The following is a 20,908-nucleotide window of genomic DNA, read 5'->3' on the forward strand; positions in this document are numbered from 1 at the left end:
CGTCACTGCTTTCATCAACGCTTGCAGATCACCCCCCGGCCACGCGTGGATCGGTTTTTCGCTGGCTGCTGATTCTTGTGCCGGGTTAGCTCGAGATGGGCGCCCGGCAGGCCTGAAGCGCGGCCAGAAGCTGTCCATCGTAGCCTTCCCGTCGCTTGATCTCCGCCATCGCCGCGCGGGCGAACTCGTCCAGCGATACGCCCGGCCGCAAGGCCTCGGTCGGCATGACCGGCCGAACCGGCACCGGCTCGCGGCACTCCACTGGCACCGATACGCTCACCCTCTGCACCTCGACGCGCGGCACGGCAGCGCAGCCGGCCAGAAGCAGCGCCGGCATCAGCAGTGCGGCCCTCATGGCCCCGCACTCCCCTTGAGCCACTCGTCCACCCGGACCTGCGCGCTGGAGCAGGCATCGCCCGGCACCGCAGGGGGCGCGGCCAGGATCGTGTCTGCGCCCTGCCCAGAACTCCCGGACTACTAGTTACAACTGTGCGTCTCCCTTAATAGACGCCAGGCCCGGATCAGAAGAGTCCACTCAGAAGAATCAGGCCAAAGTTGGATAGGGTGGGACCGGCGGTTGCGCCACTGGGATGCCAAAAGCTCAGAAGCTTTCCCAGTCGTCGTGGGGCTTTTTGACCAAGGGTGGAGCAGCCACTGGTGCGGGGGACAGAACCGGTAGCTTGCGCAGTGTTGCGCGTGGTGCTGTGACCGAAGTAGTAGCGGACGGGGCCACGAGACGATTTGTGTTGATTAACGGCGGAGACTCGGAGGCTTGGTGACGAACTGAGAGACTTTGGGGTAGCCGGAAAACCGCTACTGCCTCGACCAGCTGTGCTGATTGCGTTTTAAGACTTCCCGCAGCCGCTGCGCTTTCCTCCACCAAGGCCGCGTTTTGTTGAGTCGCTTGGTCCATTTGAGTTATCGCCTCGCCAATCTGACCGACGCCTGCGCTTTGCTCCCTGCTGGCAGCGCTTATCTCGCCCATGATGTCTGTGACACGGCGAATCGCGGCGACCACCTCATTCATGGTAGCGCCAGCCTTGTCAGCGAGCTGGGAGCCTGCTTCGACACGCTCCACACTGGCAGTGATGAGTAGCTTGATTTCCTTGGCTGCATCAGCACTCCTCTGGGCGAGGTTTCGCACCTCGCTCGCAACAACAGCGAAACCGCGTCCTTGTTCACCGGCTCTGGCGGCTTCGACTGCTGCGTTCAAAGCAAGTATGTTTGTCTGAAACGCGATGCCGTCGATCACGCCGATGATGTCGGCAATCTTGCGACTGCTCTCGTTAATCTCCCTCATCGTATCTACCACTTCAGAGACAACGCCGCCCCCTTCGACCGCTACAGTACTCGCACTCACCGCAAGTTGATTTGCCTGGCGGGCGTTCTCAGCGTTTTGCTGGACAGTCGAGCTCAGTTCTTCCATCGATGCAGCCGTCTCCTCCAGCGCGCTTGCCTGCTGCTCTGTGCGAGCAGAGAGATCGTTATTGCCCTGCGAAATTTCAGCGCTTGCTGTAGCTACGCTGTCGGCATTACTCCGCACTCCCGACACCACCCGCACCAAGCTGTCCTGCATGTCTGCAAGCGCTTGGAGCAACGCCGCCGCTTCGTCTCTGCCGCTACTTTCAATCGGCTGGGTTAGATCTCCGCCTGCAATGTCGCCTGCCCGCCTGGCAGCCTGTGCTAAAGGTCCAGTAATCGAGCGGCTGAGCGCCACAGCGCCGATCGCTCCGAGAAAAACAGCAATCACCCCACCGACGATCAAAAGTACCTGACCTTCCGTGATTGTCCTTTGGGCTTGGTCGCGGGATTGCGCATACAGCATGTCCTGCCGCGCTTCGAGAGCGCTGAGGGCCGCTGTATATGCTTCGGCCAGCGGTCGGATTTCGCGATCTAGGGCTACAGACACATCTTCGCCAGCAGCTCGCCTCTTCAGAAGGTCGCTACGGGGCCCACGGTACGCTTCACGCGCAGCGTCGATCGCTGCCACCAACCTTCTGCCCTCATCAGAAGCGATGAGATCTACGACCTTTTTCCGCGCCTTGGCGGTCTCCTCCGAGGTTTTATCCATCTCCTGCTGCCACATCGCCATTCGGCTTGGGTCCGAGTCCAGCGCAGCGGCTCGAGTTCTTATCCAGTTGAGTTCAATAGTCTGGCGCCATTGAGCAGCAGCGTCCGAGCGGTCATTGTCTGTCGTTGTCAGCTTTTCTGCGTGTCGACCGACTGCTGCGAGTTGCCATACTCCCAGCGCAGCCATCAGGGCTGTAATGGTGAGAACTGCTCCAAAGGCAAGCGCCAGCCGCCGCCCCACGGTGAGGTTGTTCATCTGCATGGGAACTCCTTAGACGTCGGGTAGAGTGCTATTTTGAGATGTGCCAAGGGCACCCGCAATCTAAGTCGCAACGCCTTAGTGCCTTAGAGGGGAATCCTGTTTTCTGAGCGATGGAAATTAAGGCCAACCCAAGGTGACCGGTCGGCATTTGTCGATCTGCAACTCTGAGGAGGTCGGTCTAAAGGGTTGAGTTAATCCGCTGCTTTCAGCGCGTGAGCAGCTCGCAACCTCGGTCCGACTGGTACAGGGCAAACGTTTTACTTTGGCTGCGCCAATTGTTCGACCTTCATGCGCAAGTCGCTCCAAGGCTCACAGAGACAACAGGGGCCAGGCGACTGTAGCCCCGCGCTTAGTGAGCTTCTACGAGGGATTGCTGTCGCTCGCTTCGGCCTGACGCAACAGCCCTGTGGTCCTCTGCAGCGCCTCGGCCGTTTCCGCCAACTGCTGCCCAATCTCGTCAGTTCGCTCTACAGCGGCAAGCACGTCAGTGCTTGCCTGGGGAGAAACGACATGCGTGCTTAGGACAGCGTGGACAACATCAAGCTCGTTCGAGGCACCTTTGATCTGCTCTACAGCCTCTGCGTTTTGCGCTACGGCCTCTTTGAGGGCTAGTTGGGTCGAGGAGGTCATCTAAGAGCTTTCATTGGACGTAGAAACAGCAGAACTTACCGCATCCAGCGCTCGGCGCCATCACCTACAAGAAAGCTGGAAGGGCAAGGTCAAATAGATGGTATGGAATTGTCCGCCGCCTCAACCCGTCCAAGCACGCCCCCCAACCCTCTAAGGGCAATTCTTGTAGAAGATAGTCAGATCATCCGCGACAGCCTAGTCCCCACACTCGCGGAGATGGCAAATACGGAGGTCGTGGCATGGGCGACCAGTTCAACTGAGGCTTCTCAAGCCCTAGCCGATTGGCATGGGCAGTGGCAGCTCATCATCATTGATCTTTTCCTCGCGTCGGGGACAGGTCTCGACATCCTGGCAAAAGTCAGAAACAGGGAGCCAGGACAGTATGCGCTCGTTCTAAGCAACTATGCCACTGCTGATATTCGGAGGCGATGCTTTGACTTGAAGGCTGATGGCGTGTTCGACAAGTCCACCGAGATCGAAGCTTTCTTAGAGCGGTGCGCCGAAATCGATCGTAGTGCGTGACGGGCTGGCAGTGCCTCCGCAACCCTGGCCTGGGGCATGAATCCGACCTGCCAGATAGCGCTAGTAGAAGAGCAATCTCGTGACGACAATCAGCACCATTATTGCAGCCAGTCGGATCCACCAGTGGGTCCACCAAGGTCGTTGGTCTTTGTGATGAGCATGCTTTGGTGGCTGTGTTGGAGGGGTGCGATCCATTTGAACTTGGGGCGTAGGCACTCAGTTGGGTTGGAGCTAATCTCCTATTTCGTCGCAGCCTCGCCCGTAGGAGCTTGCCCAAAGCTGGCATGAACCGGCACGCGTAGCGCTCGGATGCTCACCCGCCCGCCACGCGCGGATCGCTTTTCCGCTGGCTGCTGAAGCTGGTGCCCAGCCAGTACGCGCCCACCACGCCCAGCAGCGCCAGGATGGCCGTCACGATCTGGATGCGCAGCGTGTCGTTGTAGACGGCCGGGTGCACGAACAGCATGTCCAGCAGGATCATCAGCGGCATCAGCAGGAAGCCTGCGGACACCCAGAACGCGGGATTGAGCCAGAAGCCTGGCGCGTTGGGCTGCAGGTACATCGCATTCGCCTCCCGCGCTGCGGCGATCCCCCCGCCCAACTCCTCGAGGCGGAACCACTGTGCCTCAATGGCTGCACGGACCTGGGCGGCAGCCTCCGGGTCGGCCTTGATGGTTTCCATCAACTCCTGCTCGTTGCGGGCGCCGATGGCCTCCTTTGCCGCGGACACTACCACCTCGGCGGCCTTGATGTTGCGCTCGGCCGTCTCTGAGCCGGAGCTGAAGATCTTGCCCAGCTTGGGCACCAAGTCGATGAGGGATGGCAGCACGGCTGCGACGAATGGGGTCACGGGAGCCTCCTGAGTGGTTGGGGTGATCGATGCGATGGGACTGGTGGCGGCGGCCGGTAACTCGGCCGAGTACGTGCCGCCGGCGTCCTCGTACTCCTGACGGGCGCGGGCCATGGTCACCATGGGCTGGCCGTACGGGCTGCCGGGCAAACTGGCCCACTCGCGCGCGCACTTGCGCACCGCGTCCTCGAAGCGGCCGGCGATCACGTCATCCAGGGCTTTGCGGCCCTGGATGAGTGCGACAGCGCCCAGGTCCTGGTTCTTCGGGCCGAAGTCCGCGAACCCGTACTGCTTGACCAAGCCGTCCCAGGTGCGCGAGAGGAACTGGTAGGCCCCGGCCGCCGTGCTGGTGATGAAGTTTCCACCTAGCTTGCGGGTGATGGCCTGCCGTGGATGGTCGGCGAAGCTGTCGAAGAGGCCGCCGCCGAACATCACGCGGTAGCCATCCTCGCCGGCCGTGCCCTCGCCGTGGCGCAGCATGCGCAGGAAGGCGCGCACGTTGCCGTGCGTGAGAGCCTCCACCAGAGCGATAGGGTCGTGTGTCGCCGTGGTCACTTACGGCTCCCCGGCTCCGCCGCCCGGCCGCGCAGGATGGCCAGGGACTCCTTGATGTCCTGATTGCTCTTGGCGAGATCAGCCACTTGGCCTTCAATCTTCTTGAGCGACTCTTTCGTGCTGTCGCGGTCCTTATCCGCCAGGGCTTCGACCATCGCAATGCGCCCGTCCTGCTTGACCTGGTCCTCGCGGTAGCCGCCGTAGGCCGTGGCCACGCCGATGATGAAGACCAGGGTCTGGATGATGGTCCCGGTGCTGACGGTAGGATCGAATTTCATGAAGCGTCCGGGTTCTTTGGGGGTGGTCGTGCGGGTCATGCTGGCCAGCCTCCGTGGATGTCGTATGCCTGGGCCTGGGCGAGCGTGGTCAGCGCCTCGATGGCCTTGTGGTGCGCGCGCTCGGCGCTGAAGCACGCCTGCACATGCAGCGCAATGGCGGCGGCCACGCCCTGCAGCTCGGCCAGCGTCAGCGACACCCAGCCCGAGGCGGCCTTGAAGTCGATGGTGGTCACGCCGGCCAGCGCCGCGTTGGCGATCACCGTCGTGATGCGGTTCTGGTCTTCGGTAGTGCTGCTCACGCGCGTGCCGTCCGGGAAGGTCACGCCGCCCGTCTCGACCTCCCACCGTTTGGCGGTGGCCGCCCCGGTGAGCGCCGCCTTCTGGGCAGCGAGCAGCTCAGCCGACTCGGCGGCCTTGAGCTTCACCACGCGCCAGCGCTGCACCCACTGGTCGCCCTGCTGCTCGGGCGCGATCTCCTCGACGCGGTGCGTGGCCGGGTTGTGCTCTGGCCGGTCCGTCGCTTGCACCTCCGCATAGCCGTCCGGCAATTCGAACGGGATCGGGAACGAGCATTCCGGGTGCGCCGCGATGATGTCCGGGATCTCCAGCGGATAGCGCTGGGTGTCGGTCTGTAGATAGGGCATGTGATCCTTCAGAGGTCAAAAAGACGTTGCACACCGTCAGACCAGCCGGTCTGACCATCGAAGACCTTGGCGGCCGCCCAATCCACGCCGTCGAAGGAGGCGTAGACGGTGAACTTCACCGGGCTGCGGGTGCTGGCGCCGTTATCGCGCGGGCGCAATGCCCACTGGCGGATGGGCTGGGCCGTACCCAGGTCGAGGGTGAGCGCCGGCTGGGGCGACAGCGACGCCGAGGCCCAATAGGTGGTGGCGTTGTTGTCGACGGCGTTCGACGCCGGGAAGCTGGATGAGAACGTGGAGTTCGCCGTGATCGCCGTCGCTGGCGTGGTGACGTCAGCGCCGCCGGCCGTGGCGCGCAGCTCGATCTCGTACAGCGCGACATAGGAGCTCCCGGCCTGGTAGCCCTGGAACACGACGCGCCAGTAGCGGTACGACTCGCCCAGCGTGAACACGCTCGCCGCGTTGTAGGGGTAGCTGCGGCCCGGGCCCGAGATGATCCGCACCCGGCCGCCCGCGGCGTTGATGGTCAGCACTTGGCCCGGGTTGACCGGGATCGCGGCAACCCACGCGAGCGCACCACCCTGCACGCCGCGCGGCGCCCCACCGATGTTTCCCAAGTCCTGGTCGCCCGAGCCATCACCGCCAGGCGAGGCCGGGGTGCTGGTGTTGGGGTTCTGGAAGTTGGTCGCCGCCGGCGCGCCGCCGAGGCCGTTGGCGCCGATCCCTTTGCAGCCGACGTGACCGCCTCGTTCCGCTGGGAGGTCCACGTATTCATTGCCCGGCCAATGCCCGCCGCCACCACCACCACCGCCGCCGCCCTGTCCGTTGCTGCCCGCGGTGCCTGACGTGCTGCCGAATTCTCCCGAGGTGCCGCCTTTGCCGCCCGCTCCCGTGTAGCCGCCCCCGCCCCCGCCGGCCTGGGTGGACTGAGGGAACGAGCCAGCAGGAGTGCCTGGCAGCCCTCCGTCGCCCCCGCCGTCGCCAATGCGTGCGCCGTTCTGCGCCCGGAGCACCATCGTGCCGTTCGCCGTCACGGTCACCGCGGCGCTATTGCCGTCCGTCTGCTGCGCCAGGGCGCTGAGCTGGAACACTCCAGCAGGGACGGTGAAGGTGGTGTTGGCCGTGAAGATGAACTGCTGAGGGCTCGACGCCGGCCCGGCACCGGCGAACATCATGTCGAGAAGGTCAGGCTGCATGGTCAGCTCGCGTAGTTGGAGAGCGCCGCGCCGCGCCAGGTCGCGCCGCCGTCCGAGGTGGCAAACATGAAGCGGTGCACCTTGCCGGTCGTGAGCGATGGCGCCGCGTCGCCGGGCCACTTCACCGCGGCCGGCCAGGTGATGACGCCGCTGGTATGGGTGACGTCGAGGCTCATGCTGTAGGCGTTGCCAGCGGCCGGCGCGCCGGTGAAGGTGAACGCGCTGTTCGCGGCGACGGTCTTGGCGAAGTAGTTGCCGGTGCTGCAGTCGATGGCCAGGGCGGCGACTGCCACGCGGGGCGCACGCACAGAACCGCCAACAGCGATGGCGCCGCTGGCTGGTAGAGCCCCGACGTCCGCCGGCACCAGCGTGACGTCCGGCCCGCTCTTGCCGTTGACGGTGCTCACAGCGCCCGTGACGTTGACGGGATCGACCCATTGGGTTCCGTTCCACGCGCGCCACCGGTTTGGCGTCACGGACGTGTCCATATAGGTCGCGCCCTTGAGCAGCGCTGCGCCCTGGTTGTCGGTCGTAGGCGCGACTGCCTTGGCGCCCAGGTTGAGCTTGGATGCCTCGATGCGGCTGGCTTCGGCCTGGCCGGCGCTGGTCGCGGCGTTCCCGGCGTGGGTGGCCGCCGTGCCGGCCGACGTCGCAGCATTGCCAGCGTGAGCGCCCGCGGTCCCCGCGCTCGTCGCTGCAGCGCCAGCCGAGGCGTTGGCTGCGACGGCACGCTCGCCGGCGGCGGTGGCGTTCTGGTTGGTGGCCGCCGCACTGGCGTTGGCCTGGGTCACCAGCGTCTGCTGGGCCGCGGCGTGGGTGAACGCCTTGGCGTTGAATTGCTCGCGCGTGTCCGTCGGCTGCGGCGCCGGCGGCATCGCATCGATGGTCGGCGGGGTAACGATGTCGGTCACGTCAGTCCTTCCAGCTCCAGTTCGGAGTCCGAGTAGTCGTAGTAGGAAATCACGATGTCGAACGACTTGTAGAAGCCGTAGACCGTGGTCGATTCGTAGCGGGAGGAGCCGATCCAGAGGCAGGGCGTTGCCCGGACCTCGGCCATGAAGGCGTTGAGCGCGTCCACTTCTTCGGAGCGCAGCAGCAGGGAGAACGACGCACGCTTGGCGAACGCCCGCTCCACCAGCACCACGTCGCCGAACTCCGTGCGCTCCTTGCGGCTGTAGTCCTGGATGCCCACCCGGGCGCCCATGCGCACGCCCATGGAGAAGGTGCGCAGCTGGCCCAGCAGGATCACGCCCACCGCCAGCTCCGCCGTTCCCGCCAAGTCGATCAGCACGTCGGCGGCAGGGAAGCTCGGCAGGTCCATCAGAAGCGCCTGCGTAGGCGTCCGGCGCTCGCCGAAGTACCACTCGTACCACCCCACCGCCACCGGCACGCTGGAGAGGTCGACGGTCTTGTCGTAGACGGTGCCGTAGTTCGGATCCACGAGGCGCACGCGCATGGAGGTGGCGCCGGTCAGGTTCAGCGCCGCCAGCGACGTGACGGCCTGGCCCATACGCAGCCGGAAGCTCATGCTGCTGGGTTGCACGGTCTGGCTGCTCACCGAGCGGTCAAACACGCGCCAGCGGTTCGTGCTGCCCACCTCCTTCCAGGCCGTCGGCTCTGTCGGGGGGTTCTTGCCCAAGTTGCCGTCGATGGCGGACTGGTAGACCTTATGGCTGGCCACGAAGATCACCCGGGCGCCCATGGCGTAGGTCGTCCCGCTCGCCCAGGCCGGATAGTCCGCTTCGGGCACGTCGGTGGAGATCAGCATGGCCGGGGTGACGGGCACCGGGCGCACGACGGTCAGGGTCTGGATGCTCATGCGGTCACCGCCTCGTCACGTTCGTGGGGCAGGCCGTCGCCGTCCCACTTTTCGATCACCTTGGCCAAGCGGTTTTGCAGGCGCAGGATTTCTCCAGCCTGCAGGCGGTTGTCCTCGACCAGTTGTTGCACCAGCGCCTCCAGGCGCGCCGTGTTGCCTTGGCCGCCGGCGTTGACCGCCGCCATCAGCGCGCGGTTGTCAGCCGCCGGGATGATTCGCTCGCCCTTGTGCACCACCGCCGGCGTGTCGTAGGGCACGTAGTTCGTGCCCACGGCGAACGCCGGGATGCCCACCGATGCGAAGGCCTTGCGCCAGTCGGCCTCGTAGTTGCCCGAGAGGATCGACAGGTCCGCAATGGTGCCGCCCGCTTGTTTGAACGCTTCGCCCAGACCCAGCAGGTCGCCCGTGCCGTCGAAGGAGTGGTAGACGGGCGCCAGCTTGTCCAGCCGGTCGATGAGCGACTGGTCGGTGATGCCTTCGTAGCCGGCATCGGCGCCGCCGATCCAGTAGACGCGGCTGTACTTCGCCGGTGCAGGTTTGGCGCCGCTGCCGGCGCCGGCCGGCGAAGGAGCCGTGCCGCCGAACACCGCGCCGCCGTTGTCGTCGGCGTTGCCTGCGGGCTTCTTGCCGCCCAGCAGCTCGATGATCTTGGCCGTGGCCTCGGCGACGGTGATCGTGGCGTTGTAGGTGCCGTTCGCGATGTCGACCTGGCGCTGCAGGAGGTCGTACTCCTTCTGCGCCTCGCGGATCAGGCGCTGTAGGGTCTCGGTCTGCGCGTCCAGGCGCTCGATCTGCTGCTCTGCGGCGGTCTTCTGCGGGCCGGCGATGTCTTCCAGGCCCTTGAGCTGGCCGGCCAGCACGAGGCGGGCGAAATCGGCGTCCACCTGGGTCTTGTACTGGCTGCTGTCGAGGCCGGCGCGCGCCCCGCTGATGGCCTGCTGCAGTGCGTCCTGCTCAGGCAGGTAGCCGGTGCGCTGGGCGTTGGCCAACGCCTGCGCGATGAACGCATTGCCCTGGCTGGCCTGCATCGCTGCGGTGGCGCCCACCTCGCCGTACAGGTCCCGGGCGTTCGAGCGCACGAGATCGAAAATGCCGGTGATGAGGCCCAATGCCTCCTGCTGCACCTGGCGCTGGACACCCAGCGCTTCGAGTTGGCCCTCCCACACCTCCCTCTGCCGGCCCATGGCGTCGGCCAGGTCGCGCATCGCGCTCCCGCGGGCGGCCTCCGCGTCTGCTGCGCGCTGGGCGGCGTCCTCCAGCTCGTAGATGCGCGCGACCATCGCGGCCAATGCCGGGTCGAGCTTCCAGAGCGCGTCGTACTCTTGCGCACGGCGCAGGTCGAGCGCCTCGCGGTCGCGCCCCTCGGCGATCAGCAAGCGCTGCGTGAGGTCGAACCCCTTCGACTCGATCTCGGCGGCGCGCGCGACGGCCTCGGCCTCCCTCTGCGCTGCCGCCGCCGCTGCGGTGGATGCATCTTCCAAGGCGTAGATCTGAGCGACCAGTGCCGCGAGGGCCGGGTCGAGCTTATACAGCGCGTCGTACTCTTGCTTGCGGCGCAGGTCCAGCACGCCCCGGTCGTTGCCCTGGGCGGCCAGCAGGCGCTCGTCAAGGCCGGCGCGGGTGTCGGCGATCTTCTTCTGGCGGTCAGCCTCGATGCGGGCGAGCTCTTCGGCGTTGCTGGATGCCGCATCGGTGATCGCCGCGAAGCTGCCGGCCAGCTGCAGCAGCATGGCGTACGCCTTGCGGCCCGACTCGGTTGTCAGGTCTTGCGCTTCGGTCAGTGCCCGGTACTGCGCGCGGGCGTCCGTCGCGTCGATGTCGGGCAGCTTCAGGTCGATCTTGCCGAGCTGGGCCTGGAGCTGGCGCTGCATCGCGGCGCGCTGCTCGTCGGCCGAGTAGAAATTCTGGAAGTAGGTGCCCGACGCTGCGTTGAAGCCGTCCGCACCACCGAAGAGGTCCAGCAGGCTGCTGGCCATGTCGGCGCCGGCCAGGCTCGACGCATAAAGCGTCGTGCCCAGGTTGTCGAACACGCCGTTGACGGTGGAGAGGCTGCCCGACAGGCGGGCCAGGGCCTCGACCGACGTCTCGCCCACGCGGGTGTATTCGGTGGTGCCGAGGGTGGCAGATGCCAGCGTCTCCGCCACCTTGTCGAACTCTTCTTTCAGGGCCTTCTGGATACCCTCCTCGTCCAGGTCGTTGAAGCTGACCTTGATGGACGCGGTGAAGTTGTCGATGGCATCGGTGCCCAGGCCCAACACATCGGCCATGTCGGCGGCGCCCGCGCGCAGGGCGTTGAACTGGTCACCCAGCGCCGCGCGCAGCTCTTCGTCCAGCTCGCCGTACCGGGTCTTGTTGCTGCGGAACAGGCCGCCCTTGTAATACTGATAGGTCCGGCCTTCGAAGCCCGAGTCGCCGCCGAACTGGCCCTCCAGCCCTTGGTCTTTCAGCTTGCGACCGAAGAGGCCGCTGAAGATGTCGCCGCCGAACAGGGCGCCCACGCCCGCCAGGGCCCAGCCCCAGCCCGGGATCAGGTTGGCGGCTTGCACGCCGGCCGCCACGCCCGGAGCAGCCGCGTGGCCGGCCGCGGCCAGCGAAGCCACCATTTGCGAAGTGGTGCCCGTGAGGCCGATCAGCGACTGCAAGCTCGCAGTGATGGCCGTGCCGAAGCCGCTGATAGCGCCACCGAGCGCGCCGAGCCCTGGGATCGAGCTCAGCAGGCTGTTGCCGCTGAACAGCGAGTAGGCGCTGCTCGCGCTGCTGGCTGTGCTGATGAGGGAAGACCCAGCCGACACTGCGCCAGCCACACCCGATCCGCCGCCAGTGATGCCCATCAGATTGCCGACGAGGTTCACCACGAACGGCTGCGCGAACATCTTGTAGATCTGGTCCGCCACCGTCGTCTTGAAGGTGGTCACCAGCGAGCGCGTGAAGCTCTTCCAGCCGTCCTGCCCGTTGTTGAGCATGTCCGCGAAGCCCTGGCGGAAGATGTCGTCGTACTGCTTGACGGACTCCTTCCAGTTGTCCAGGAAGACCTTGCTCGATGCGTTTGCGCGCGCGATGGCGGCCGCGGCCTGCAGGCGCGCGATTTCTTCGTCGCGCTGCGGCTGGTCGAACCCAGAGTTCGCATTGACGGCGGCGATCTGGCGCTTCAGCTGGAGCTCGATGCGGTACTGCTCCAGCGCCACCTCCCGGGCTTGTTCGCTCAGGCCCATCAGGGACAGCTCGAACTTCAGGGCATCGGCGGATTCCTGAATGCCCTTGGCGTAGTCGGTGACCGCCTGGCGCCCGGACTCGCGCGCCTTGCTGTCGGCGACGTAGGCGGCGGACAGTTCCTCCTGAATCGCCACCTGCTCCTGATACGCGGCCTGGGCGCGCTTGACGGCCTCCTTCTCCTTCTCCTGCGCGTCGAGCGTCTCCAGCAGCGCCAGCGTGCGAGCCTTGTGAGTGGCCGTCAGCGTCTTCGATCCGGCGTCGAGCTGGGCCAGCATCTGCAGGCGCAGCTTGTCCGAATCGGTAAGCCGGCCAGAGTAGCGCAGCTCTTCGTCGTTCTGGGCGATCTTGGTCTTGATTGACGCGACCAAGGATTCATAGGCGGTCTGCTCCGCCTTGACCGCCGATGCCGCGGACGAGTCGGGCTTCTCTACTCCGCTTTCCTTGATCAGCTTTGCCACGGCCGCTTGGTAGTCGCCCAGCTTGATAAGGCCGTTCTGGTAGCCGGCGTAGAGGGCATTCAGGTCCTTGTAGAAGCCATCCTTCATGCCGGACAGGCCGTTGAGCACCTTGCCCATGGACGTCTGGATTGCTTCAAGGCGCTTCGCCTCCGTTGCGTATGACTGCGTGCGCGTCGGGAAACCTGTCTGGTCGCGCGGGTCCTTGGCACCGCCGAGCTCCCTGTCCAGCTCGCGGAACCGTTGTTTCGCCAGTTCGAGGCGACTGTTGATGCGGTCCAGTTCTGCCTGCGCCTGCGGGCCGAAGATGCCCCGGTCAATGCCCTGCCGAAGCCGGCGCGCCTCATCGTCCAGGCGGCGCACCTCGCTGGCGGCATCGCGGAGTGGGCCTTGTTTGCCCAGCTTGTTGAAAATGTCAGCGACCGCATCCATGCCCAGCGATAGCTGGCCGAACGCGCCGCTGACAGTTTTTGTCACGCCGAGCAACGAATCCATGGCGCCGACAAGCCCGGTCATGCTGTTGCCCAGGCGAGTCACCGCCTGCTCGACCGTGGTGGTCATTTTCTCGAACTCGACCTGCACACCGCCCGCCGATTTCTCAAGAGCCCCCAGCACCTTGGTGGCGGTAAGCTCTCCTGCGCCGCCCATCTCGCGCAGCTTGCCGATGCTCACGCCAAGGCCATCCGCGATCGCCTGCGCAAGACGCGGCGTTTGCTCAAGAACGCTGTTCAACTCCTCGCCCCGCAGTGCTCCGGACGAGAAGCCCTGGGCCAGCTGAACCAGCGCCGCCTGGGCTGAGGCGGCAGAGCCGCCGCTGATCGTGACTGCTTGGCTGATAGTCTGAATGACCCCCAGAAGCGACGTCTGGGACACCCCCAAATCCTTGGTGGATCGAGCCATCTGGGCGTAGGTGCCCACCAGGTCCACGTACCCGACGCGAGAAGCTTGCGCGACGTTGAACAGCCGCTGCTGGACATTCGCCAGTTCTGCGGTCGAGTTGGTGACTAAGCTCAGTCGAGACGCGACATTTGTGCTCGCGTCGGCCATTCGGATGAATTCCGCCGCGGACGCACCAATGCCGGCCACAGCGAGGGCACGACCTGCCAGCCCGGCGGCAGCGCCCAGCCCAATCATGCTTTTTTCAAGCCCCTGCTGCGCCTGCCCAGCCGCCTCAGCCTTCACCTTCGCGGCATCCAGCTGATCCAGCCAGGGCTTCAGGGCGTTCAGGTCAGCTCCGCGCATGCGCGCGATGGTTTCCTGGTACTGGCGTGTTGCCGTGCCGCCAGCCTCCAAGGCGGCGATCTGGCGCTGCAGGCTGGCCTGCACGTTCTTGGTCACCGAATCCATGCGGCGGCCCAACAGGTCACCGCCAGCGCCCATCCGGCCCAGGCCCGCGGCGCCTCGATCGCCGGCGCGCTCAGCCTCCTGGCTCAGGGAGGCGAGCGAGCGCTTGGCGCGCGATACCCCGGCCTCCACGCCGTCAGCATTGGCGCTGATCTTGATTTCGGTGTTCAGGTCTTCGGACATGGCGCCCCAGAAATGCGAAGGGCCCGCCTACGGCGAGCCCAAAGAAAAAGCCCCACGACATCGCCGCAGGGCTTAGATATGTGAGGAGCCTGCTGAGCTAGGCCCTTGAGTGGTCAGCTATACAACCACGCCGTCCGTCACTGACTTGGCCGCACTCCTGCCAGGATCACGATCCAGTTCTTTATGGGTCGCTACCCGGAGTACCCAGATCACTGGCCCCTGCCACATGTAGCTGAGCTTCCAGGACTTGTTTGCCAATAGATCCACCGTGTGAATAGCGGGACGCTGCCCGCGGGGCGTTACGGAATGGGGTCGACGGCCAACGGGGATTGGCACACTGACCAAGTCCCGTAAACACGGATCCACCTCTTTGGCGATGTCATCCGGCAGCCCCTTAAAGTCGCGCAGAAAGCGAGGAGCAAAACGTATCGGAGTTGCCACGAGACGCTACTTCCGCTGCCTTGCGAGAAACTTCAGTGCAGCTTCCACGTTGCCGAAGCTGTGACCCAAACCCGCAGCCAGCTCTGCTTCCGCTTCGGCATTCATCGCCGCCCACCTGATTGCCTCTGCGTGGTCAAAAACGCCTCTGAATCCATCCATCACGGTGACAAGCAAAGGTCGCACAGCGGGATGCACGGCACCGGCCGCAAGTTCCTGCAACCCAGAGGTTTTCGCCTGCACGCGGCTTTGCAGCTCTACGGCTGCCGCCTGAATCTGGGTAAGCACGTCCGCCGGGTAATGAGCGCCAGGATCAAACGGCGGGAGGGAGACTGACAGCAAAAATTGCGCATCTGTACGCAAGGTGGTCACCAACTGACCATCGAACACATTACGGAGATTCGCCACGGCATCAATGACCTTTTCAGATACGCCCAGCTCAGCCGAAGGACTCGGAGCAGTAGCTTCAACAACATGCCGCAAGGCGTCTTTGTTGATTTGGGGTTCGAGCAGAGTAGTGGTCATGGCCGCGGCGACATGGTATCAACATCGCCCGGCCAGCGATCAACTCTTTGGCTTCGGCGCGTAATCGCGGATGGTGGCCAGCGCCTCGGCCTCCATCGCTGCCAGGTCGTCCAGCAGTTCCATCTGCTCTTCACGGCTCAGGCCCAGCACGTCGACGAGCGGATAGACCGCCTCCCACCGCAGGCCGGCCGGCGGCCCGCCTACGGAGGCGAACTGCCAGCGGGTCCCGATCCGGCGCCATAAATCGACCGCCATCTCGTTGTCGGGCCAGATCTCTAGCTCGGCGGTGTCGTAGTCTTCGAGCTCGAACCCCTCTCGGCGGGCCTCGGCCTCGGTGATGTCCGGTGTGTAGAGCGCCCGAGCCGCGTCGATCAGTTTCCCAGGCGGCCCTGGTAGATCGCCACGTTGTAGGCCATCAGCACAGCGCCGAGACTGCCGCCGAACTCGTCTTCCATGGCCTGCAGGTTGTCGGCGTTGAAGTCGTCTTCCAGGTCCCAGCCGGTGGCGAAAGCGATGACCACGGCGGCGTCGCGCTCGAGGCCCTCGCGAACGTTGGCCTCGTGACCACGCTTCAGGATGTTGTCCAGCGCGTCGGCCAGGGGCGACTGCGACTCTTGCTGCACCTGGGCCTCGCCATCCAGCCCTTCCTCTGGCGCATCGCCAGGGCCCTCGGTCGCGGCGGGCTCGCTGCCCAGCACCGCCTCCATGGTGGCGCGCTGGTGGTCGTCGCGCAGCTTGGCCCATTCGCTCTTGCGGAGCGCCTTGCACTGGAACACCACGCGGTGGTTGCGCCCGTTCAGCTTCGCGATGTCGACAGGCAGGTTGAAGGTGGGCGCCTGGGAGCCGAGGCGCTTCAGCTTGGTGACGGGGACGGTCTTGGTAGTTGCCATGATGGGAGTCTTTCGCAGGGTTGCATAAGCCCGTGCCGCAGCCCGCCCGCCCTGCGAAGAGCGAAGCGAGCTGCAGTCGGTGCGAGGGTGGGCCGGAGCCCGGGAATCAGGCGGCGTAGCGCGTGCTGATGTTCTGGGCGTTGAACGTGCCCTTCACGGTCACGATCTGGCCTTCGGTGAGGTTCTCTTCCTCGTTGAACGACACGGTGGCCGGCAGCAGGGAGATTGCGTTGGCCTTGGTGCGGCGTTTGATCACCGTGTCCGCGCCGGTCTCGGACAGCGTCTTCAGCGCGTTGTAGGCAGGCGTGCCGATCATGTCGGCGTCCATGTCGAAGGTGCGCTGTACAGCCGTGAACCCATCGTTCAGCGCGAGTTCCGTCTCGGACTCGATGAACTTCACGTTGACGGTCTTGGCATCGCCGCCGCTGGTGCTGTGGTTCATCGTGCGGTCCAGGTCCACCCAGCCGCCGGCCTTGCGCGCCGTGCCGAAGCCCGCACCTGGCGAGTAGAGCTCAGTGTTGGAGGTGTTCGCGCCCTCCAGCACGAAGCTGTCGGCCAGGACGGACTTCACGCGGAATGCGCGGAAGTTCAGGCGACCCCAGTTAGAGTAGATCAGCACGATGTCGCCAACGCTGAAGCCGTGGGCGACGGAGCTGACGACAGCTTCGGCGGCGTTGGAGATGCCGGAGATGGTTTTCGCGGCGGCGAGAGCGGTGGCGACCGAGTTGATGGTGCCGGTGGGAGTGCGTGCCATGGTGGGCCTTTCTTGGGACGAAAAAAAGCCCGCATGTGCGGGCGTTGGGGAAGCCCTTGCGGGCAGTGGAAAGTGTTCAGCCCTGGCGGGCCAACCAGATTGAAAAGTCCTGCTGGGAACCCCGCAGGTCGGCTTCTTCATCGTGGCGCGAGACCCGACCACCGAGGGGCTCGACCTGCAGCCCCGCGGCTGCGATCAGTGCCTCCTCGATCTGCTTGCCGAGGGCTGTGGCATCCAGCCGTCGCTCCGCCCAGACCACGATCTGCATGCGGCAGTTCTCGCGGTCGGGCAGCGTGCTTTCCTGGAAAAGAGGCCGCATGCCGCCGACTTGCTGGTAGACGATGCGCGGCAGGGCTGATCCTTCTTCTGCGACGTCGGGATAGACGCGATCGCCGACCAGCGGCGCCAGCGCGGAGAAGAGGTGTGTCTCGACTGTCATGGCTTCCTCACGCTGCCGGCCAGCACCTTCTGCGCGGCGCTGATGGCGCGGCTGCGCGCGGAGTCGTACCCCGGCCGCAGGAAGGGCTTGGCGGCCATCTTGACGGTGCCATGCTCCAGGAACTTGCCGTAGAAGGCGTGGGACTTGTTCCACGAAATGCGGTAGACCGCTCGGCCCGGCGTGCTCTCGCCATCCGCGTAGGCCTGGTAGACCGCACGCTGCAGCGAGCCCGGGGTATACGTCTTCTTGCCGCTCTTGTGCGGCTTCGCGCTGACGGGCACTCGGGCGCGCACCTCGCGGTAGAAAACCTCCGCGCCGGCCTGCGCCGCCGGCCGGGCTGCGCCTTTGACGATTCGGGCGAGGCGGTTCAGCTTGGCGGTGATGCCCGAGAGGTCCATGCTGGCATGCATCATTTGGTGGCCTCGCAGACAAGATCCATGAACATGCGGCGCGGATCACGGATCACGGTGGCAATCGTGTAGACCTGGCCATCGTAGAGAACGCGCATGGTGTCCTCCACGCCCTGCCGCCATCGAATGCGGATCGATGCCGCCAGTTTCGTCATAGGGGCGTCGGCCTTGATCGCCTGGAGCCCGCTCTGCTGCCGGACGTCCGCCCACACGGTGGCCACCTCGATCCAGCCGCCGATCGGCTGGCCGGCCGCATCGCGGGCGGTCCCGGGGGCCTGGATGGTGATGCGGCGGTTTAGGTCTCCGGCATCGAGCGTCATGCGAGCACCTTCCTGCGCAGCGGGGCGAGCAGCGCGGTGATCGGCGCGGGCAGCCGCCCGTCTTCGAACGCCTTCTTCTCGTCGCCGCTTGGGTAGCGGTAGAGGTAGCCGACCAGCAGGAGCACCGCGGCGCGCACGGTGGGCCTCACCCGGGCCGCAGCGCCCTCTTCCGCCGGCATGTAAGGCGAAACGCCATTGAGGTGGAGCGCGACGCGCTCGCATGCCGCTTCCAGCTTCAGGGCCAGGTCGTTATCCGCGTCCGGGCCGTCGATGCGCAGGTGTTGCTTCACCTCTTCGAGAGTGGCGAGCGGGGTCATACCGGAATTCCCTTGGTCGCGTCGCGCCCGCGCTTCACCGCCAGGCGCCAGCCGTTCGACCCGGGCTCGCCAGGGTGGCCCGTGGGCGCATCCTTCTGCGCGATGAAGAACGAGCCGCCCCAGGTCACCCCGTCGCCTGCTTCGTAGTCGGTGCCGGCCTTGAACACGCCCCGGTCCACCAGCGCGGCCACCTTAATGCTCTTGCGCACCTCGTCGCCGCTGGAGGTTTTAGCCACCAGGGTGAACTCGCGGCCGTCCTGTTGAATCGCCAGGGCTGCAATGCCCTCAACCACACACTCCCAGCCGTGCAAGCCCTTCGTGGCCTCGAAGGCTCGCCACAGACCGCCCGCGTGCCTTGCGTAGGTGCCGCGGGCGTAAGTCTTCTCCAAGTCGATGGCCGGCTGCAACTCCAGCTGCAGAGCGTCGCGACCTGGCTCGCCATCCTTGGGCGCGGCTACGGCGCTCAGCGCCTTGGTCACGGCTTCGTCCACCATCTTCTGCACGGCTTCGGCCGGCACGGATTCGCCGTCTTTCGGTCGGGGAATCGCTGCCACCGCCTTCGACACCTCTTCTGCGACCATCGGGGCGACGTCCTCTGCCGTCACGCTTCGGCCGTCTTGCGGCTTGGGGATCTCGGCCACTGCCTTCGACACCATCTCGGCCACTACCAGCGGATCGGCGTCCTTGCCATCCTTGGGTGTCGGTATCTCGGCCACAGCTTTGGCGACCAGTTCGGCTAGCAACGGTGCCACATCGTCGGGAGTGATGCTCGCGCCGTCCTTCGGTGCGGGAAGCTCTTGCACCGCCTTCGACACCTGCTGTGCCACCTGCTCCGCAACCATTGGGGCCACATCCTCTGCGGTCACACTCGCGCCCGGCTCGCCGTCCTTCGGGACTGGCAGCTCGGCGACAGCGGCTTGCACGCGCTCGCCCAGCTCCTTCGTCACCAGCTCGGGCAGCGCCTTGACCGTGGTGTCCATGTCGTCCAGGCGTTTGACCAGCGGCGCCAGCTTGGCGCGCACGGTCTGGATCACGGCGTCGGCCAGTGCTTTCAGGTCAGCTCGCATTCCAGTCCCTTCTCGATGTACTCAGCCAGGGCCTTGACTTCGTCTTCGCTGATTTCCTCTTCGTCCGATGGCGCTTGTTCGGCAGGCTGCGCGGGCGTCCCAGCCTGGGCCGGCGGCAGCTTGTTAAGCCGCACCTGGTCGAGAGGAAAATCTTGCTGCTGCATGTAGACGGTGTCGCCGCCTTCCAGAGGCGGCAGGTTGACTTCGCGGCGCGCCTCGTTGATCGCCTTGATGCTGCCCTGCACCAGCTTCGACAGAACGTCCGCCTGGGTGGCTGGGTCCATGCGCAGCAGGTTCTCCAGCTCCAGCTCTGTTCGGTAGCCCAGCGGCAGGGAGAGCCCATCGTCTAGGCACAGCTCCATTTCCTCAATGAGGGAGTGCAGCGCGTCGTTGAAATAGATCTGGTTCAGGTCGCCGACCTTCTGGCCTGCGGGGATCGGCCCGCCGACCTTGAACGCCGGCACGTGGAACACCTGCGCCACCATCTCGGAGGTGAGCGTGATCTGCTCTTTGGTCTGAGCGTCCGAAGCCGTCATGCGGATCGGCTCGTACTTCAGGCCGTCGCCCACCACCGCCACCTTGCCCGAGTTGGGCCCGGTGAAGTTGTCGTTCCAGTACGCCTGCAGGCGCTTGGCGTCTGCGTCGTCAATTTCGCCCGGTGCCACGAGCAGGCCGCTGGGCTTCGCGCCCTGGTTGAAGAAGCGGCGCGAGTCGCGCAGCATTTCCAGGCCGCCGGAGGCCGGCAGGCTGGCCGAAAAGAGCGGCGACACACCGACCAGCGGATGGAACATGCAGTTCATCCGGTCGTGGATGATCTCGGAGGCCGGCACGAAAACCGTGGCCTGCTCCAGGCCGGACAGGTTGTCTTGGCCCAGTTGGTAGAAGATCAACCCGTCCGGCGCAATCAGCGGCTGCACCAGGCCGGGGTCGAGGACGTACAGCGCCACCACGACGCCGCGGCCATCGCGAATCTTGAGCGCGTAGGTGTTACCCCAGGTCAGCTTGGAGCAGATCCACCACTGCTTGAACTGAATTTGGTTCTGGTAATGGTTGGGCCGGCGCAGCACAGGCGAATAGGCCGGGTTCGTGCTCTCCGCCCAGATGCCGCTCGGTTGCTGCTGCATCAAGCGCGTGCGCAGCTTGCCGATGTCGTTGTAGATCAGGGAAACGCAGGCGAACACCGCAGGGAACGACAGGACGGTCTCCGGGCGGACGTTGATGTCCATCTGGAAGTAGCCGGGCGGCTGTGCTGGCGTGATGTCGTGCCACACCCCATCGGTGTGCGGCGACACCAGGCCGCGCGGCTGCGCAGTCACGATGCCCTTTTCCACATCGCCGCCACCGCCGGGCACCGTCGCCCCTCGGCTGACGAGATTGCGGAAAAATCTCATCACTTGGCGGCTTCCTCATCAGCCGCAGCGTCCAGCAGCGCGGCCAGGTCAGCCTTCAGCGTCACGCCTTCCGGGATCTCGATGCCCTTCTCGGCGAGCGCCGCCTTCAGCTCGGCGACCTTCAGGCCCTCAGATGGTTTCGCATCCTTCGTCACCTCCGACACTGCCGCAGTCGTCTGGTAGGTCTCCGCCGGCGTGGCGCGGCCGACGGCCTGCAGCACACGCGCGTCGCCGCGCGATGCGGAGAAGGCGTCGCCGGCCTTCAGTGCGCGCCCGGCGTAGGTGAACGACTTGGTGGCTTTCAAGTTTTCTCGCATGGCTGCTCCTTGGGATTCGATG

General features: G+C 65.3%; 22 protein-coding genes. 1 reads left to right on the top strand and 21 read right to left on the bottom strand.

What is annotated here, in order from left to right; all coding sequences use genetic code 11:
• Positions 1–85 precede the first annotated feature (85 nt).
• From ABWV53_RS17950 to ABWV53_RS17960, 3 genes are all read right to left on the bottom strand, one after another.
• On the bottom strand, positions 86–355 hold the full coding sequence (locus ABWV53_RS17950; RefSeq protein WP_353367505.1) for a hypothetical protein: 270 nt from the start codon (positions 353–355) through the stop codon (positions 86–88).
• 246 nt (positions 356–601) lie between these two features.
• Positions 602–2,332 (bottom strand): methyl-accepting chemotaxis protein, encoded by a 1,731-nt coding sequence (locus ABWV53_RS17955; RefSeq protein ID WP_353367506.1) that lies wholly within the window; start codon positions 2,330–2,332, stop codon positions 602–604.
• Positions 2,333–2,692: 360 nt separating this feature from the next.
• Positions 2,693–2,962: a hypothetical protein gene (locus ABWV53_RS17960; RefSeq protein ID WP_353367507.1), complete on the bottom strand. Its 270-nt coding sequence runs from the start codon at positions 2,960–2,962 to the stop codon at positions 2,693–2,695.
• A 102-nt stretch (positions 2,963–3,064) separates the two neighbouring features.
• On the opposite strand from ABWV53_RS17960, the gene ABWV53_RS17965 reads away from it, so the two are divergent.
• Entirely contained in the window at positions 3,065–3,484 is a 420-nt protein-coding gene (locus ABWV53_RS17965) for a response regulator (protein WP_353367508.1), read from the top strand.
• 313 nt (positions 3,485–3,797) lie between these two features.
• On the opposite strand, the gene ABWV53_RS17970 is transcribed toward ABWV53_RS17965, so the two are convergent.
• The 18 genes from ABWV53_RS17970 to ABWV53_RS18055 all read right to left on the bottom strand — a co-directional run bounded on the left by ABWV53_RS17970 (position 3,798) and on the right by ABWV53_RS18055 (position 20,886).
• Positions 3,798–4,889 (bottom strand): glycoside hydrolase family 24 protein, encoded by a 1,092-nt coding sequence (locus ABWV53_RS17970; RefSeq protein WP_353367509.1) that lies wholly within the window; start codon positions 4,887–4,889, stop codon positions 3,798–3,800.
• Positions 4,886–5,206 carry a hypothetical protein gene (locus tag ABWV53_RS17975; protein ID WP_353367510.1) on the bottom strand — a complete coding sequence of 107 codons (321 nt, stop codon included), beginning with the start codon at positions 5,204–5,206 and terminating at the stop codon, positions 4,886–4,888. The genes ABWV53_RS17970 and ABWV53_RS17975 overlap by 4 nt, the downstream gene beginning before the upstream one ends.
• On the bottom strand, positions 5,203–5,811 hold the full coding sequence (locus ABWV53_RS17980) for a DUF4376 domain-containing protein (protein WP_353367511.1): 609 nt from the start codon (positions 5,809–5,811) through the stop codon (positions 5,203–5,205). Before ABWV53_RS17980 ends, ABWV53_RS17975 begins: the two co-directional genes overlap by 4 nt.
• Before the next feature lie 8 nt (positions 5,812–5,819).
• Positions 5,820–7,004 carry a discoidin domain-containing protein gene (locus ABWV53_RS17985; protein WP_353367512.1) on the bottom strand — a complete coding sequence of 395 codons (1,185 nt, stop codon included), beginning with the start codon at positions 7,002–7,004 and terminating at the stop codon, positions 5,820–5,822.
• Positions 7,005–7,006: 2 nt separating this feature from the next.
• Positions 7,007–7,915 carry a hypothetical protein gene (locus ABWV53_RS17990; RefSeq protein WP_353367513.1) on the bottom strand — a complete coding sequence of 303 codons (909 nt, stop codon included), beginning with the start codon at positions 7,913–7,915 and terminating at the stop codon, positions 7,007–7,009.
• On the bottom strand, positions 7,912–8,823 hold the full coding sequence (locus tag ABWV53_RS17995) for a carbohydrate-binding protein (RefSeq protein ID WP_353367514.1): 912 nt from the start codon (positions 8,821–8,823) through the stop codon (positions 7,912–7,914). The genes ABWV53_RS17990 and ABWV53_RS17995 overlap by 4 nt, the downstream gene beginning before the upstream one ends.
• Complete coding sequence (locus ABWV53_RS18000; protein ID WP_353367515.1) at positions 8,820–14,018, bottom strand: tape measure protein; 5,199 nt, start codon at positions 14,016–14,018, stop codon at positions 8,820–8,822. Before ABWV53_RS18000 ends, ABWV53_RS17995 begins: the two co-directional genes overlap by 4 nt.
• Before the next feature lie 447 nt (positions 14,019–14,465).
• The gene (locus tag ABWV53_RS18005) at positions 14,466–14,981 is read right to left on the bottom strand and encodes a hypothetical protein (RefSeq protein WP_353367516.1); all 516 of its coding nucleotides are present in this window, start codon (positions 14,979–14,981) and stop codon (positions 14,466–14,468) included.
• A gap of 39 nt (positions 14,982–15,020) precedes the next feature.
• Positions 15,021–15,320 (bottom strand): DUF1799 domain-containing protein, encoded by a 300-nt coding sequence (locus ABWV53_RS18010; protein WP_502903933.1) that lies wholly within the window; start codon positions 15,318–15,320, stop codon positions 15,021–15,023.
• A 32-nt stretch (positions 15,321–15,352) separates the two neighbouring features.
• Complete coding sequence (locus ABWV53_RS18015; protein ID WP_353367517.1) at positions 15,353–15,871, bottom strand: phage tail assembly chaperone; 519 nt, start codon at positions 15,869–15,871, stop codon at positions 15,353–15,355.
• Positions 15,872–15,977: 106 nt separating this feature from the next.
• Positions 15,978–16,625 carry a phage tail tube protein gene (locus ABWV53_RS18020; RefSeq protein ID WP_353367518.1) on the bottom strand — a complete coding sequence of 216 codons (648 nt, stop codon included), beginning with the start codon at positions 16,623–16,625 and terminating at the stop codon, positions 15,978–15,980.
• Between the two features lie 76 nt (positions 16,626–16,701).
• A complete protein-coding gene (locus ABWV53_RS18025) occupies positions 16,702–17,064 on the bottom strand; it encodes a DUF3168 domain-containing protein (protein ID WP_353367519.1) in 363 nt (120 codons plus the stop codon).
• Positions 17,061–17,477, bottom strand: coding sequence for an HK97-gp10 family putative phage morphogenesis protein (locus tag ABWV53_RS18030; protein WP_353367520.1), 417 nt, complete (start codon positions 17,475–17,477; stop codon positions 17,061–17,063). Before ABWV53_RS18030 ends, ABWV53_RS18025 begins: the two co-directional genes overlap by 4 nt.
• Positions 17,474–17,794, bottom strand: coding sequence for a phage head closure protein (locus ABWV53_RS18035; RefSeq protein ID WP_353367521.1), 321 nt, complete (start codon positions 17,792–17,794; stop codon positions 17,474–17,476). The genes ABWV53_RS18030 and ABWV53_RS18035 overlap by 4 nt, the downstream gene beginning before the upstream one ends.
• A complete protein-coding gene (locus tag ABWV53_RS18040) occupies positions 17,791–18,111 on the bottom strand; it encodes a head-tail connector protein (RefSeq protein WP_353367522.1) in 321 nt (106 codons plus the stop codon). The genes ABWV53_RS18035 and ABWV53_RS18040 overlap by 4 nt, the downstream gene beginning before the upstream one ends.
• Positions 18,108–19,178: a phage portal protein gene (locus tag ABWV53_RS18045; protein WP_353367523.1), complete on the bottom strand. Its 1,071-nt coding sequence runs from the start codon at positions 19,176–19,178 to the stop codon at positions 18,108–18,110. Before ABWV53_RS18045 ends, ABWV53_RS18040 begins: the two co-directional genes overlap by 4 nt.
• Positions 19,163–20,569, bottom strand: a complete 1,407-nt coding sequence (locus ABWV53_RS18050) for a phage portal protein (protein WP_353367524.1) — start codon at positions 20,567–20,569, stop codon at positions 19,163–19,165. The genes ABWV53_RS18045 and ABWV53_RS18050 overlap by 16 nt, the downstream gene beginning before the upstream one ends.
• Complete coding sequence (locus tag ABWV53_RS18055; protein ID WP_353367525.1) at positions 20,569–20,886, bottom strand: hypothetical protein; 318 nt, start codon at positions 20,884–20,886, stop codon at positions 20,569–20,571. Before ABWV53_RS18055 ends, ABWV53_RS18050 begins: the two co-directional genes overlap by 1 nt.
• Positions 20,887–20,908 lie beyond the last annotated feature (22 nt).

This window comes from Acidovorax sp. FG27, assembly GCF_040365715.1.
Lineage (GTDB): Bacteria > Pseudomonadota > Gammaproteobacteria > Burkholderiales > Burkholderiaceae_C > Paracidovorax.